The sequence below is a fragment of the Streptomyces sp. GL_140 genome (assembly GCF_057834465.1).
Map to the genome: position 1 here is coordinate 6,783,409 of NZ_CM174404.1, position 13,730 is coordinate 6,797,138.

General features: G+C 72.0%; 12 protein-coding genes. 2 read left to right on the forward strand and 10 right to left on the reverse strand.

What is annotated here, in order from left to right; all coding sequences use genetic code 11:
* The first annotated feature begins 34 nt into the window (after positions 1-34).
* Positions 35-1,165: an AAA family ATPase gene (locus AC3IYJ_RS31685; protein WP_489397939.1), complete on the forward strand. Its 1,131-nt coding sequence runs from the start codon at positions 35-37 to the stop codon at positions 1,163-1,165.
* A complete protein-coding gene (locus AC3IYJ_RS31690; protein ID WP_489397940.1) occupies positions 1,162-4,827 on the forward strand; it encodes an SAV_2336 N-terminal domain-related protein in 3,666 nt (1,221 codons plus the stop codon). The genes AC3IYJ_RS31685 and AC3IYJ_RS31690 overlap by 4 nt, the downstream gene beginning before the upstream one ends.
* Before the next feature lie 3 nt (positions 4,828-4,830).
* Here the strand turns inward: AC3IYJ_RS31690 and AC3IYJ_RS31695 are convergent, their stop codons facing one another.
* The 10 genes from AC3IYJ_RS31695 to AC3IYJ_RS31740 all read right to left on the reverse strand — a co-directional run bounded on the left by AC3IYJ_RS31695 (position 4,831) and on the right by AC3IYJ_RS31740 (position 13,728).
* Complete coding sequence (locus AC3IYJ_RS31695; RefSeq protein WP_489397941.1) at positions 4,831-4,980, reverse strand: hypothetical protein; 150 nt, start codon at positions 4,978-4,980, stop codon at positions 4,831-4,833.
* Positions 4,981-5,010: 30 nt separating this feature from the next.
* Positions 5,011-5,610 carry a class I SAM-dependent methyltransferase gene (locus AC3IYJ_RS31700; protein ID WP_489397942.1) on the reverse strand — a complete coding sequence of 200 codons (600 nt, stop codon included), beginning with the start codon at positions 5,608-5,610 and terminating at the stop codon, positions 5,011-5,013.
* Positions 5,611-5,740: 130 nt separating this feature from the next.
* Positions 5,741-6,544 (reverse strand): hypothetical protein, encoded by an 804-nt coding sequence (locus tag AC3IYJ_RS31705; RefSeq protein ID WP_489397943.1) that lies wholly within the window; start codon positions 6,542-6,544, stop codon positions 5,741-5,743.
* Positions 6,544-7,812: a VWA domain-containing protein gene (locus AC3IYJ_RS31710; protein WP_489397944.1), complete on the reverse strand. Its 1,269-nt coding sequence runs from the start codon at positions 7,810-7,812 to the stop codon at positions 6,544-6,546. The genes AC3IYJ_RS31705 and AC3IYJ_RS31710 overlap by 1 nt, the downstream gene beginning before the upstream one ends.
* 116 nt (positions 7,813-7,928) lie before the next feature.
* A complete protein-coding gene (locus tag AC3IYJ_RS31715; RefSeq protein WP_489402986.1) occupies positions 7,929-8,726 on the reverse strand; it encodes a VOC family protein in 798 nt (265 codons plus the stop codon).
* 122 nt (positions 8,727-8,848) lie between these two features.
* Positions 8,849-9,487, reverse strand: coding sequence for a uridine kinase family protein (locus tag AC3IYJ_RS31720; RefSeq protein WP_489397945.1), 639 nt, complete (start codon positions 9,485-9,487; stop codon positions 8,849-8,851).
* 93 nt (positions 9,488-9,580) lie between these two features.
* Positions 9,581-10,408, reverse strand: coding sequence for an enoyl-CoA hydratase/isomerase family protein (locus tag AC3IYJ_RS31725; RefSeq protein WP_489397946.1), 828 nt, complete (start codon positions 10,406-10,408; stop codon positions 9,581-9,583).
* A complete protein-coding gene (locus tag AC3IYJ_RS31730) occupies positions 10,405-11,652 on the reverse strand; it encodes a cytochrome P450 (RefSeq protein ID WP_489397947.1) in 1,248 nt (415 codons plus the stop codon). The genes AC3IYJ_RS31725 and AC3IYJ_RS31730 overlap by 4 nt, the downstream gene beginning before the upstream one ends.
* Positions 11,653-11,756: 104 nt before the next feature.
* Complete coding sequence (locus AC3IYJ_RS31735; RefSeq protein ID WP_489397948.1) at positions 11,757-13,157, reverse strand: cytochrome P450 family protein; 1,401 nt, start codon at positions 13,155-13,157, stop codon at positions 11,757-11,759.
* A gap of 10 nt (positions 13,158-13,167) precedes the next feature.
* On the reverse strand, positions 13,168-13,728 hold the full coding sequence (locus AC3IYJ_RS31740) for a GTP-binding protein (protein ID WP_073908861.1): 561 nt from the start codon (positions 13,726-13,728) through the stop codon (positions 13,168-13,170).
* Positions 13,729-13,730: the final 2 nt, after the last annotated feature.

Sequence of the window (13,730 nt, forward strand, 5' to 3'; positions counted from 1 at the left end):
TACCGACCCCGACGACAGACCGCGACATCCGACGATGGAGGCAGAGGCAGTGGTGAAGGACTGGTGGCTGTACCACGGGACCGGCGAGGCCGCCGAGCGTCGGACCAGGCTGGAAGCCGGACCGCCACCGCCCTGGCGGGATTTCACCGGTGTCCCGGACCCGGGATACACGCCCCCCGGGTGCTCGGGCCCGGCCTGGGACCGCACTTGGAGGCGGGGCGAGGGCTACGTACCCGACGAGATCGAGAAGGACGTGGTCAACACGGCCCTGCACCTGCGCAGGCCGCTCCTGATCACCGGCAAGCCCGGCGTCGGCAAGTCCACGCTCGCCTACAGCATCGCCTCGGACCTGGACCTGGGCCCCGTACTGCACTGGCCGATCACCAGCCGGACCGTCCTGCGCGACGGGCTCTACCTGTACGACGCGATCGGCCGTCTGCAGGAAGCCGGGCTGGAGCAGATGCGCACGCCGGGCGCTGCCGCCGCCGGGTACCCCGCCGCGAACCCGGATCCCGCAACCCCCGGCACCGGCGCCCCGGCCCCGCCCCCGGCCCCCGCCCCTGGCCCGGGCGGTCCGTCCATCGCCCGCTACCTGCGCCTCGGACCGCTCGGCACGGCGCTCCTGCCGCAGGACCGCCCGCGCGTCCTGCTCGTCGACGAGATCGACAAGAGCGACATCGACCTCCCCGGCGACCTCCTGACCGTCTTCGAGGACGGCGGCTTCGTGATCCCCGAACTCGCCCGGCTCGCGAAGGAGGACCCGACCGTCGCCATCGGCACCGACGACGACCCGGACGCCGCCGTCCGGATCGCCGAAGGCCGCGTCCAGTGCCGGTACTTCCCCATCGTGGTCCTCACCAGCAACGGCGAACGCGATTTCCCGCCCGCCTTCCTGCGCCGCTGCGTCCGGCTCCACCTGGACCCGCCCGGACTCGACAAACTCGCCCGCATCGTGCGCGGGCGGCTCGGCGTGGACATCGAGCACAGCGACGAGTACCGCGAACTCGTCACCAGCTTCCTCGAACGCGCCGACGACGGGGACCTGGCCACCGACCAGCTCCTCAACGCCATCCAACTCCGCCTGGCCGGAGCCTGGTCCGCGCCCGGCGACCGCGACCGGTTCCTCGCCACCGTCATGCACCACCTCACCGGGCCCTCGGCGTGATCGAGAAGCTCCTCGCCGCCTTCGCCGAAGGCGCCGAGAACGGCGGCCCGCGTCCCGGAGCGGGGGCCGAGGAGATCGCCGACATCCTGTGGCTGGCGACCCGGGTGGACGCGGCGCAGTCCCGCCGCCCGGCCGCCGGACCGCTCCCGCCGCCGCCCGAGCCGTCCCGCGAACCCGCACCGCCCGCGCCCTCGGTGGAGTTGCCCGGAGGCTCCCGCGGGGGAACGGAGCCCGCCGCCCAGTTCTTCCCGGCGCAGGGGCCGGCGCAGGCGCCCGGTCCGCGCCCCGGATCCGTCGATCCCTTCCCCGAGGAGGGCAAGGCCGCGGGCGACGACCCCGCACCGCCCCGGCGCCGGGGTACGCCGCTGCGGCTGCCGCGCGCCGCCTCCCTCGACGACCCGCTGGCCCTGATGCGTTCCCTGCGCCCGGTCGGCCGCCGCAACATCGGCGGCCCGGGGGAGGAGCTGGACGAGCAGCTCACCGTGGAACGCAGCATCGAGCGGATGGTCCTCACCCCGGTCCTGCGCCCCGCCGAGAGCCGCTGGCTGGACGTGGCCCTGGTCGTCGACACCCACCACTCGATGCTGCTCTGGTCCGACCTGGTGGAGGAGGTCCGCGGGGTCCTCACGCGCAGCGGGGTCTTCCGCGACGTACGGACCTGGCAGCTCACGGGTACCGGCCCCGGCGGCACGCCCATGGTCACGCGCGGTCGCGCCACCGCGCCCCGCAACCCCATGGAACTGGCCGACCCGGCGGGCCGCCGGCTGATCCTCGTCCTCTCCGACACGGTGGGCGGCGGCTGGCGCGAAGCCCCCCTGCGCGGTGTGCTCCGGCAGTGGTCCGCGCACAACGCCGTGGCGGTGCTCAACGTCCTGCCCGAGCGGCTGTGGACCCGCGGCGCCGTCCGCCCGGTCCCCTTCGCGGTCCGCGCGGACCGGCCCGCGGCCGCCACCCGGTCCTGGCAGCGGGTCCCCCTGGTCCGGCGGGCCCGCGGGGGCGGCGCGGTGGTCCCGGTGGTCGGCATCGCCTCGGGGAGCCTGGCCCGGCTGGTGCGCGTGGTGTCCGGCGACGGCCGCTGGCGGCGGCTGGCCTGCCTGCGCCTGGACGCGGAGCCCGCGCACGAGGCCCCGTACGAGAGCCCCGGCCACCGGGAGCCCTTCCCGGACCCCCTGGCGGCGGTGGAACGCTTCCGTGCGAACGCCTCGCCGACCGCCCAGCGCCTCGCCGCCCACCTGGCCGCCGTACCGCTGACGCTGCCCGTCATGACCCTCGTACGCCGCTCCCTGCTGCGGGACTCCGAGCACAGCCACCTCGCGGAGGTGGCGCTGGGCGGGCTGTTCGCGCCGTGGGGCGCCGAACAGATCGCGGACCAGGTCGAGTTCGAGTTCCTGCCGGGTGTACGGGAAGCCCTGCTCGGATCGCAGCTGCGCGGGGACGTGGCCGCGGTACGGGAACTGGTGCGTCGGCGGGTCTGGGAGTACATGTCCCGGCACCGCGGCACCGGCCCCGACTTCACGGCGATCCGCCTCACCGACGGAGTGCAGGGCCGCCGCGAAGTGCCCGACGGGGCCCAGCCGTTCGCCACGGCGGCCCGGCCCGATCCCGGACTGGCCGACCGGGTGGTGCGCGTCCGGTTCGAGCCGGCGCGGGATCCGCAGGCGGTGGGGGTGCTGCTGTCGCCCCGCATGGTCCTCGCCGTCGGGGACAGGCTTGGGCGCAGTGCGATCGCCTGGGTCCGCACCGGAGACCGAGAGCTGTCCAGCCGGTCCGTGTGGTGGGACGAGGCCACTCCCACGGTGTTCCTGCTGCTGGCCGACGAGGATCTGGTGGACCCGGGGACCTGGTCACCGCCGGAGTGGGCCGACGCCGCCGTGGAGGCCGCCCGACTAAGGGTCGACGCCTGTACGGACGAGGGCCAGCCGATCGCGCTGACCGGCGAGTTCCTTCCGTACCGGGGGGAGCGCAACGGGGAGCTGGTCCGGCTCTCGGACGAACCGGGAACCTGGACCCACTATGTCGGCGCCCCGGTCTCCCGGGACGGGCGGCTGGCGGGCATCGTGCACACCGTATGGCCGGACCGGATGGTGTTCCTCTCCGGGCAGGCCCTGCTCGAACAGCCCGGATTCCGTGAAGTCATGGCGGCCCATGCCAGGGCGCGGGCGGAGGATTCCGGGATCTGCCTGGCGGTACGGGCCGAGGTGGAGAGGGCGCCCATCGGACGGCCGTTGCATCCCGAGCTCGTCGAGCTCCTGCTGCGGGCACAGGCGGACAGCGCAGTGACCGGGACGGTCGCGGCCGCGGACAGTGGTGCCGCACTGCTCGTCACGGTGCCGGGGCCCGGATCCCTGGGCAAGTCCGGACGGCTGCTCGCCGAGTTGCCGGGGGTGCTGGCCCGGCTGCGCGGGGGCTCCGGCGAATGGGACGTCTCCCTGGCGGTGGGCCTCGCCAGAGGGGAGCTCACGGTCGGCGAACGGGAGGTGCACGGACGGGCGGCGGACGAAGCGCTGCGCGTGGTCGGCCATCGGACGGTCACCGAGCGGCTGAGGCGGACGGGCACGAGTGGGCCCGTCGTCCTGGTGCAGGGCGAGTCGCTGCGCGCCGTCAGTGGAATGGAAGACCTCAGGGCCGAGCCTCTGGAGCCGGAGGCCGAGTCGGGCTGGATCTGTTCGGACGGACCCGTCGAAGTGGCGCGGGCGCTGGCCGACGCCGAGCTGAGGAGCGACGACCCGGCCGTCGACTGGCCGCGATGCGGCTACCAGGGCGGCGCGGCGGATCCGGCGGGCTGCGGCGGCATCCGGCTGCCGAACCACCCCTGGTGTCTGGCCCATGCCGCAGAGTCCGAACAGGCGACATACCTGGGAAGGTTGCGGCCCGGACTCCCCGTGGACCTGCGGGGCACCACCTTCGCCGACGGTCTGCTCGAACTCGTTTTGCGCAGCCTGCGGGACCCCCTGACGGGCCACGTCCGGATGGGGACCGCGACCTTCGATCGTGCGCACTTCGTCGACGACTGGAACACGGTGGGGGCCGAGTTCGAGGGCTGCGTCTCCTTCGACCGGGCCGTGTTCGACGGCCGCGCGGGCTTCGAAACCTCCCGGTTCAGGGAGACGGCTTCCTTCGGGCGGACCGTGTTCCGCCGGGACAGCGCCTTCGACGGGAGCACATTCGACCGCGAAACACGGTTCGACAGGGTGGACTTCGGCGGGAGTGCGGGGTTCACCGACACGATGTTCACCCGCGGGCTCGACATGGCCTGGGCCGAGGTGTGGGGAGAGGCGCTCATGAGCCGGATGAGGGTCCGGGGGAAGGCCGGCTTCACCCACACCGTGTTCCACAGCCGCAATGCCTGGGACCGAGCGGCTTTCCTAGGGCCCGTCTCCTTCGAATCCACCGTCTGGGCCGACGAGATGCTGTTCGACGAAGTCCGCTTCGAAGGCCGTGCCTCCTTCCGGGGCGCCACCTTCGCCGCGCCGACGGTGTTCATGAACGCGGTCTTCGCGGCCGGAGTCACCTTCGAGCGGGCAGACTTCGCGGAGGCCGCGGAGTTCACGGACGTGTCCTTCGCCGACGAGTCCGAACTTCCGCCCGACTGGCAGGGACTGTTGTCGGGGCGCGGCACCGCGACCTTCCGGACCCCGCCCGCGACCCCGCCCTCCGGGTAGCCGCTACGCGGAGGGGCTTCGGCGCCGCAGCAGGAAGAACAGGCTCGGTCCGAAGTTGAGGGCGGCCAACGGGCTCTGGATACGCTGCTCGACGGCCAGCAGCCGCTCCTCGCCCACGCTCTGCTTGAGTCGGCCGCTGCGCATGTTCGACACGGACAGCTTCTCCTCGACGTGCAGTCCCGCTTACGTGAACTGCTGCACGACGGTGTCCGGGTGGTGGTTGACGAAGGGAATGCTGCCCTCGGCCACCTTCTCGGCGGAGCGGATGTCCACGGGCTGGCGCGGCACCGCGCGCAGCCGCTTGGCGTAGCGCAACTTGTTCAGCATGTGCGCCGAGTTGGCCACCTCGATCAGGGCGTGGCCGCCGGGCCTCAGTACGCGCGCTATCTCGCGCAGGGTCGGGCCGGGGTCGGGCAGGTGGTGCATGACCCGGATCATGGAGACGAGATCGGCCTCCCCGGCGTCCAGCGGGATCTGCCCGGGGCGCATGAGGTGCGCCGTGATGCCGGGATGGCCGGCGAGGAGCCGCTGGGCGATGCCCACGTGCTTCGCGCTGGGGTCGAACATCATGACCCGGTCCGCGTACTCCTTGAGGACCGGACTCAACCTTCCGAATCCGCCGCCCACTTCGCATACGAGCCCGTACCGGACGCCGCCCTGTCCGATCAGCCGTTTGACCGCCGCTATCTCCGCCGCGTGCTCGTAGTTGCGCCCCTCCCAGTAGCCGACGTAGTCCTCCGACTCGTCGTCGTACTGGTCTCCCCGAGCTTCTCCGTTGTCCATGCGGTCCCCCAAGTCTGCCCTGGGGCGCATCATCTCGGCGCAGCGCAAGGGAGGCAACGGCTCCGAAGCATGGTGTTTGCAAGGGTTCCCGGGTGCGGGGCTGGTCGGCCCCGCACCCGGGCCGTCGGGCTCAGGCGGTGGGCGGTACCCGCCGTCCGGGGTGGCCCGCGCCCCGGGTCAGGCGGTAGCCCCCGATGCCCGCGAGCGCGGCGAGGAGTCCGCCGGCCGCCGTCCAGAGCCAGCGGTCGGACCACCAGCCGCCGGACCAGCCGCCGTCCGGTTCCAGGGCGGAAGCCGTACCGGAGCCGGGTACGAGCGGCTTGGCCAAGGCGTTGTCGGCCGCGTAGGCGCCGCCGACGTCCTTCGCCTCGGCCCGCAGGCGGGCCCGTACCGGCTGACCGAGGTCCTCCGGTGCGAGGTCGGTGACCGTGAGCCGGATGTAATACGCCCCCGGCAGGGCGTCGTTGCTCCACTGGTCGGCGCCCGAGTGGACCGGGCGCAGGGTGCAGGAGAGCTCGACGGTGGCGGCGTCCTTGGCCGCCGTGCCGGTCTGCGTGCCGTACATGCAGGGCTGGCGGCGGCGCAGGCCGTCGTAGACGTCGAGCTGCCACGTGGAGGAGGCGTGCCGGCCGGCTGCGGCGGGCAGCGTGACCGAAGCCCGGACGGTGGGGCGCTGTCCCGCGTCGAGGGGGAGGACCCAGTAGAGGTAGTCGCCGGTGGACGCGTCGGCCGTGGCCTCCTGGTCCAACTTGACCGGGGTGGCGGTACGGAAGGCCGTACCGGCCTCGGTCGGCGCCTTCGGGTCCCCGCTCGGGCTCGTCGAGGGCGAGGGCGAGGCTGCCACGGCGAGCAGCCCGCCGCCGACCAGCAGCCCGACGGTCGCCGCACGTCGTACGGTTCGCGCGATCCGCGCGTATCGAGTGGTGTCACTCATCAGTTGGTCCTCCAGACCGCGATGCGCCAGCGGGAGACCCAGCCCCACACCAGACCGGCCAGGAAGCCGGTGAGCACGAGCGCGCCGAGCAGCCACCAGCCGCGCCCGAGGCCGAAGGCGGCCACGTCGCTCGCCTCGTCCGGGCCGTCCACCACGTCGATGGTCAGCTCCACGGGCATGCCCGGGGTGGTCTTGACGGAGGCGGGAGCCGAGAAGGAGTTGCTGACCTGCAGGCACACGATCTCAGGCTGCTGCTCGGCTTCGTCCCCGCTCTCCGCCCTCTTGGGATAGCGCAGCCCGGACGAGATCAGGTCGGTGCGCCCCTCACCCGCCTCCTGGCCGCGTACGATCTCCCGTCCGCTCCGCGTCGTCGCGCGCAGCAGGATCCCGTAGTCGTTGTTGACCGCGCGGTCGGCCCCGATGCTGACCGAAGCGCGCAGTTCCTGGCCGGGCTTGACACCCACCCGGTACCAGCGGTGCTCCCCGAAGGTCTCGCGGTCGCTGTAGAGGCCCGGCTTCAGTTCCGGGGCGCCCTGGCACTCCTTGGCGCCCTCGGTGGCCACCGGGTTGACCACCGGAGTGGCCGCCCGGTCGACCAACTGGCGCACTCTGCCCGAGAGTTCTGCGGTGTGCTGCACCGAGGTGTACGTACCGCCGGTGGCTTCCGCGATGCAGATCAGCTGGTTTCGGGTCTTCGCGTCGGGCACCAGCCCGAGGGTGTCGATGACGAGGTGGATCCCCTTGGCCGCGATGTCCCGCGCGACCTCGCACGGGTCGAGCGGTGCGCAGGTGTCCTCGCCGTCGGTGATGAGCACGATCCGCCGGGTGGCGTCGCCGCCCTTGAGGTCCTCGGCGGCCCCGAGCAGGGCCGGCCCGATCGGGGTCCAGCCGGTGGGAGCGAGCGTGGCCACGGCCGTCTTCGCCTCGGTGCGGTTCAACGGACCGACCGGATAGAGCTGCTTGGTGTCCTTGCAGCCGAGGTTCTTGTCGTCGCCGGGGTAGTTGGCGCCAAGGGTCCGTATTCCGAGCCGCACTTCATCGGGCACGGCGTCCAGTACCTCGTTGAACGCCTGCTTCGCGGCGGACATCCGGGACTGCCCGTCCATGTCCTGCGCCCGCATCGAGCCGCTGACGTCGAGCACCAACTCGACCTTGGGCGCTTCCTTCGCCACCGGTTCGCCGGCGACGGCACTTGCCGGGAACAACCCGGTGGCCAGGGTGACCAGCAAGCCGCATGCGCCGGCCGCCACCCATTTTCTAGTGATCATCGCCGGATCGTATTGAGATTCCCCCCACCCTCCAAACCGCCGGCGCCCGGCAGCCGCCCCCGCGACGTCCGGTCGGAGGTCGCGGGGGCGGCCGTACGGCAGGCCGGTGGCCGGTACTAGGCGGGCTGTTCCGGTGCGGAGGCCGTGATCACCGCGAAGACGCCGCCCTGCGGGTCGGTCAGGACGGCCATCCGGCCGGCCGCCATGTCGAAGGCGGGGGCCATGACGTTGCCACCGGCCCGGACCGCCGCCGCCTGGACGCTGTCGACGTCGTCGGCGTGGAAGTACGGCAGCCAGTGCGGCGGAACCCCGGCCGGCATGTTCGAGAGGTCCATCATTCCGGCGACCGCGCGACCGGCGACCTTGAACTCCGTGTAGAACTCGGCGCCCGGCATCTGCGAAGGAGCCGGGCTGATCGGCAGCACGGCCGAGTAGAACGCGGCTGCGGCATCGGTGTCACCGGTGCTCAGCTCGTTCCAGATCAGCGCGCCGTGCTCGTTGACGATGCCCGCCCCGTCGAAGGAACCGGGCTGCCAGAGCCCGACGACCGCGCCGGTCGGGTCGGTGACGACGGCCATCCGCCCGAGCTCCATGACGTCCATCGGGCCCATCATGACACTGCCGCCCGCGTCGGTGACGGACTTGAGCGTGGCGTCGATCCCGTCGGTGGACAGGTACGTCGTCCACACGGTCGGCGGCATCGGGTCGGGCACCGTGCCGTCGGGGTTCATCGCCTTCATGATCCCGGCGACCGGCTTGCCCTTGAGCGTGCAGACCGAGTATCCGCCGGTCTCGGCGGGGCCGATCTCGCCCTGCCAGCCGAACAGGTCGCAGTAGAAGTCGAGCGCCGCCTGCTGGTCGGGGACCATCAGATCGATCCAGCAGGGAGTACCGGGTTTGTAGGGGCCGTTCATGTCGGGCACGGATGCCTCCGGATTGATAGGGGAAGGACGGCCCGTCCCCTACCCGGCCCGCACACCCCGAATCGAGCCGTTCGGGTGAACCGAGGCCCCGGTCGTCGTGCGCTCCGCGTCCGTCAGTAGCCCCTGACGAGGAGTCCGACCCTGGTCTGTGGCCATGTGGTCCGCAGGTAGTGGTCCTCGGCGGCGCGCCAACGCCCGATCCACTCCTCGGGGTTCTCCCCGCGGGCCCGCACGCGTCGCAGGCAGGTGTCCCGCGGGGTGTCGACGTAGACGGTGAAGTGGTAGTAGCGGGCCAGCTCCGGGCGGGCGGCGTAGACCCCTTCGACGATCACCAGGCTTCCGGGGGCGATCTCGTGCCAGGCTCCGAGCCGTCCCGTGGCCCAGTCGTAGCTCTGGTAGGGGACGACCGCGTCCGCGTCCTGATCCCGCAGCGGGATCAGGACCTGGTCACGGAGCCGCTCCCAGTCGAAGTAGCGGTGGTAGCCCTGTTCCGCGTCGAGCCGCTCCCGCTCGCGGTCGGGCATGGGTCGGTAGAAGTCGTCGACGTGCACGACGACGGAACCGTCGAGCCGTCCGGCCACGGCGGCGGCCAGCGTGCTCTTGCCCGACCCTCCGGCCCCGTCGATGGCGACGACCCCGACGACCCCGGCAGCCCCGGCGGCGCCGTCGGCCCCTCGCCCGCGGACCGACCGGAGCAGCCCGTCGACGACGTCCTCGGCCTGCCGGTCGACGTCCTCGCGCTGCCGATGCATGAGAGCTCCTCGTGGGCGGCCGGCCGGGGGAGACGGCCCGGCGCGCCATCGTGCCATGACCCGGCGGCCCGTGGCGGGCCGCCGGGGCCCGGATCAGCCCCTCGCGTGCTGGTGGAGGGTGGCTGCCAGGAGGTGGGAGTCGAGCAGGGAGACGTCTGCCGTCCTGTCCGCCCGCGCGTAGCCGGCCAGCATCCGTTTGGTCAGGACGAGCGCCTCGGGCGAGCGCCGCACGAGGGGCCTGGTCCAGGAATCGATCACCTTGTCCAGCTGGTCCAGCGGGGCGGTCCGGTGGAGCAGGCCGATCCGGTGGGCCGTGTCGGCGTCGAAGACGTCGCAGGTGAGCATGAGCTCGCGAATCCTGGAGGTGCCGGCCTCGGAGACCAGCCGGCCCATCGCCCCGCCCCACGCCGGCGGCAGCCCTATGCCGACCTCCGGCATGCGAAAGCGGCTGGTGTCGGCGCCGGCGCGCAGATCGCAGAAGGAGGCGAGGGCCAGACCGGCGCCGACGACCCGTCCGTGCAGCCGGGCGATGGTGACCGCGTGGGTGTTCTCCAGGGCCTGGCACAGGCGGTGCGCCTTGTCGGCTGTGCGCCGCAGGCCCACTCCGGACGGATCGGCGGCCAGCGCCTCCTGGTACTCGTTGCGGTCGGCGCCCAGGCAGAAGTCCGTACCCAGTGACGACAGCGTCAGGATCCGGACGTCGGGCCGCTCGTGGAGCTCGTCGAGCAGGGTGATGAGGTCGTCGAGGACCGCGGTGTCCAGCGTGTCCTCCTGCCCCCAGGGGTTGAGGCGGACGTGCAGTACGGGGCCGTCCTGCTCGGTGCGTATGGCCTTGAGGGCGGTCCGGGCGGGCACGGGTGCGGGGGTGGGGGTGGGGGAGAGCGTGGGGATGAGGGTGGGGGCAGGGGTCGCTTCGGTCATGCGAGTGCTACGTCCAGGTTCAGCAGGCGCCGGAACGCCACGCGGGGCGCCATCGACGGGGGGCGTACGAGGGTGAGGCGCGGGAGGCGCCGGAGCAGCTGGCGCAGGAGGGTCTGGGCTTCGAGGCGGGCCAGGGGCGCGCCGAGGCAGTAGTGGATCCCGCCGCTGAACGCGAGGTGGTCGGGTGTGCGCCGGGGGTCGAACCGGTCCGGGTCGACGTGTCTGGCGGGGTCCCGGTGGGCCGCTCCGACCATGAGGTGGACCATCTCGTCGCGGCGGACCTCGAAGCCTCCCAGCACGGTGTCCTGCGATGCGACCCGGCTGATCACGTGGGTGGGCGGGTCGTAGCGGAGCGTCTCCTCCACGAACCCGGGTACGAGGTCCGGGTTGTCGGCGATCATGTCCCAGCGCTCCGGGCTCTCCACGAGCCGGAGCGCCATCGAGGAGAGGAGGGTCGCGGTGGTTTCCAGGGCGGCCAGCAGGACGAACAACACCAGGAAGTAGACGGCCTCGTCGGCCTTGTCCCGGTCGGGCTCGATCGCGTCCCACATCTGGATCCACCGGGTGACGGGGTCCTCGCCGGGGTGGGAGCGCCGCTCACGCACCAGGCCCGTGAAGTAGGTGCGCAGTTCGGCCGTGGCCGTGTCGGACAGCGCCAGTTGGCTGGCCGAGGGCAGCAGCTCCTGGGTGAATACCTGGTCGTGCGTCAACTCCCGGAGCCGGGGCCAGTCGGCCTGCGGCAGTCCGAGCCATTCACCGATGGTGGCAACCGGCAGCTCCTCGCAGACAAGCTCCGAGAAGTCCGCCTCGCCGGTGCGTATTCGCTCCGTGAAGGTGTCGAGGAGGCGATCCGCGGTCCGGGTCACATTGCGGCCGATGCGCTCCACAGTGCCCCGGTCGAAGGTGCCGGCCGCCCGTCTCGCCCTGGTGTGGTCCGGAGCGTTGAGCGCGGCCAGCGTATGGCTCATCTCGCGCGAGGAGGGCGCGTTCCAGCGCGTCCCCAGCCCTTGGCGCTCGCGCCACTCCCTGTCGGGCTCCAGCCATTGGCGGCTGCGTAGGACCTGGTCGCAGGCGGCGAAGCCCGTGACGGCGAAGCCGCCCCAGGGTGCGGGCACCACTTCGCCCCGCGCGAGGAGTTCGGCGTACACCGGGAAGGGGTCGGCCTGCCCTCGGGCTGTCCGCAGCCGGGAGAAGAGGGAGGCGGACGCCCGGCGGTCGTACGACGGAGTTGTGGCAACCCCCATGATGGCGGCTCCTTTCTGGGAAGCAGCCGCCATGCATACCCATGTGATCGTTGAAGCATCCACCGTCACTGAGCACTCAGGGAGTTACCTGAATCACACATTCCTCATTCGCCCCTGGTCCAGGCCAGGAAGCGGCTGAACAGGCCTCCCTTGGGCTGCGGCGCGGCGCTCGGACGCCCGGCACCGGCGTTGGAGGGCGACGGGGCGGGTGCCTGCTGCGGGGGCAGCTGGCCCGCGTGCGAAGCGGTCGCTCCGGACGCTCCGGCGGTCCCGGCCGACCCGGTCGCCTGGGGAACGGTCCTCGGGGTGAAGCGAATCGGCAGGGTGACCAGCGAGCGGCTCCACGGGCTCGGAGCCCAGGTGAGCGACTTGAACGGGACGCGCAGCTCGACGTCGAGGAGCTGGTTGAGCAGCGTCTCGACGGCCGTCACGGCGATCATGAAGGCCGGGTCCTTGGCGGGACACGCGTGCGGACCCGCTCCGAACGCCAAGTGCGCCTTGGCGCTGAGCTGTTCGCGGTGCTCGGTCAGCTTCGGGTCGGTGTTGGCCGCGGCGAACGAGACGAGAATCGGGTCGTTGGCACGGATCAGCCTGCCGCCCAGCTCGACGTCGTGAGTCGAGTAGTGCGCCGCGTAGTTGGCGATCGGCGCATAGTTCCACAGGGCCTGGGAGACCGCGTCCTCGACCGGGAGGCCGACCTGCCAGTCCTCTCCGAGGTACAGGGCGCTGCTGGTGCCGATGGCCGCGGCCAGCGGCGCGGTGCCGCCGGAGAGCAGGGTGACCAGCTGGTGCAGCACCTCCTCGTCGCTCAGCTGGGCCGGGTGCTCCATCAGGCGCGTCGTCAGGTCGTCCGTCGGGCGCCGTCGCTTGAGGGCGATCAGCTCGGTGAGCGCTCCGCCGAGCACCTCGTCGGCCCCGGGCGTTCCCTCGAAGATGCCGCTGATCCCGGCGATCACGCGGTCGCCGATCTCGGGCGGGCAGCCGAACAGGTCGCTGAAGACCAGCAGGGGCAGCGGCTGGGCGTACTCGGCCATCAGTTCCGCCTGGCCGAGGATGTCGGTGCTGAACTGGCTGATCAGGTAGTTGGCGGACTGCTGCGTCTGCCTGATGAGCTGGTGCTCGTTGACCGTGGCGAGGCTGTCGGTGACGGCCCGGCGCAGCCGGGCGTGCGCCGCACCGTCACTGAAGAGCGCGTTGGGGCGGTAGCCCATCATGGGCAGCGCCGGGCTGTCGGCCGGGACGCGTCCTTCGTTGAGGGCGTTCCAGCGGCGGGAGTCGCGCACGAAGGAGGTGGGGTTCTGCAGGACGTACAGGGCCGCGTCGTAGCTCGTGACGAGCTCGACCTGGACGTCGGGGGCGATGTCCACGGGCGCGCTGTGACCGTACGCGCGCAGCTGCGCGTAGTGGCTGTCGGGGTCGGCTCCGAACGAGGGCCCGTACATCTGGACGTTCCCGTGCGCGGGGCAGCCGGGGGGTATCTCCTGCGGGTCAAGTGGCTGTTGCATTCCTGCGCTCCTAGCCGAGTTGGGACATGAGGTGTTTCACGAGGGTGATGAGGGCCTGCGCCGAGGAGTTCTCGTCCCGTACGTCGCACTCCACGACAGGGGTCTCGGCGGTGAGGTTCAGGGCCTCGCGCACCTCGTCGAGCGGGTAGTGCGTGGTGCCCTCGAAGTGGTTCACGGCGATGGCGTACGTCAAGCCGAAACGTTCGACGAGGTCCAGGACGGGGAAGGACTCGTGCAGGCGCTCCGGGTCGACGAGGACCAGCGCGCCCAGAGCACCCCGCGAGAGCTCCTCCCACATCTCCTTGAAGCGCTCCTGGCCGGGCGTTCCGAAGAGGTAGAGCACCAGGGTGTCGCTCAGGGTGAGCCGGCCGAAGTCCATGGCGACGGTGGTGGTCGTCTTGTCCGGGGTACCGGACAGGTCATCGAAGCCCACGCTGGCTTCGGTGATCTCCTCCTCGGTCCGCAGGGGCTCGATCTCGGAGAGACTGCCGATGCAGGTGGTCTTGCCGACCCCGAAGTGCCCCACTATGAGGATCTTCACCGCGTGGGAGACGTCTGGATCCAGGTACACGC

Bases quoted from the DNA above. Each gene is read 5' to 3' on its own strand.
- AC3IYJ_RS31685 (WP_489397939.1), top strand. From the start codon at position 35: ATGGAGGCAGAGGCAGTGGTGAAGGACTGGTGGCTGTACCACGGGACC.
- AC3IYJ_RS31700 (WP_489397942.1), bottom strand. From the start codon at position 5,610: ATGGACAACGGAGAAGCTCGGGGAGACCAGTACGACGACGAGTCGGAG.
- AC3IYJ_RS31705 (WP_489397943.1), bottom strand. From the start codon at position 6,544: ATGAGTGACACCACTCGATACGCGCGGATCGCGCGAACCGTACGACGT.
- AC3IYJ_RS31710 (WP_489397944.1), bottom strand. From the start codon at position 7,812: ATGATCACTAGAAAATGGGTGGCGGCCGGCGCATGCGGCTTGCTGGTC.
- AC3IYJ_RS31715 (WP_489402986.1), bottom strand. From the start codon at position 8,726: ATGAACGGCCCCTACAAACCCGGTACTCCCTGCTGGATCGATCTGATG.
- AC3IYJ_RS31720 (WP_489397945.1), bottom strand. From the start codon at position 9,487: ATGCATCGGCAGCGCGAGGACGTCGACCGGCAGGCCGAGGACGTCGTC.
- AC3IYJ_RS31725 (WP_489397946.1), bottom strand. From the start codon at position 10,408: ATGACCGAAGCGACCCCTGCCCCCACCCTCATCCCCACGCTCTCCCCC.
- AC3IYJ_RS31730 (WP_489397947.1), bottom strand. From the start codon at position 11,652: ATGGGGGTTGCCACAACTCCGTCGTACGACCGCCGGGCGTCCGCCTCC.
- AC3IYJ_RS31735 (WP_489397948.1), bottom strand. From the start codon at position 13,157: ATGCAACAGCCACTTGACCCGCAGGAGATACCCCCCGGCTGCCCCGCG.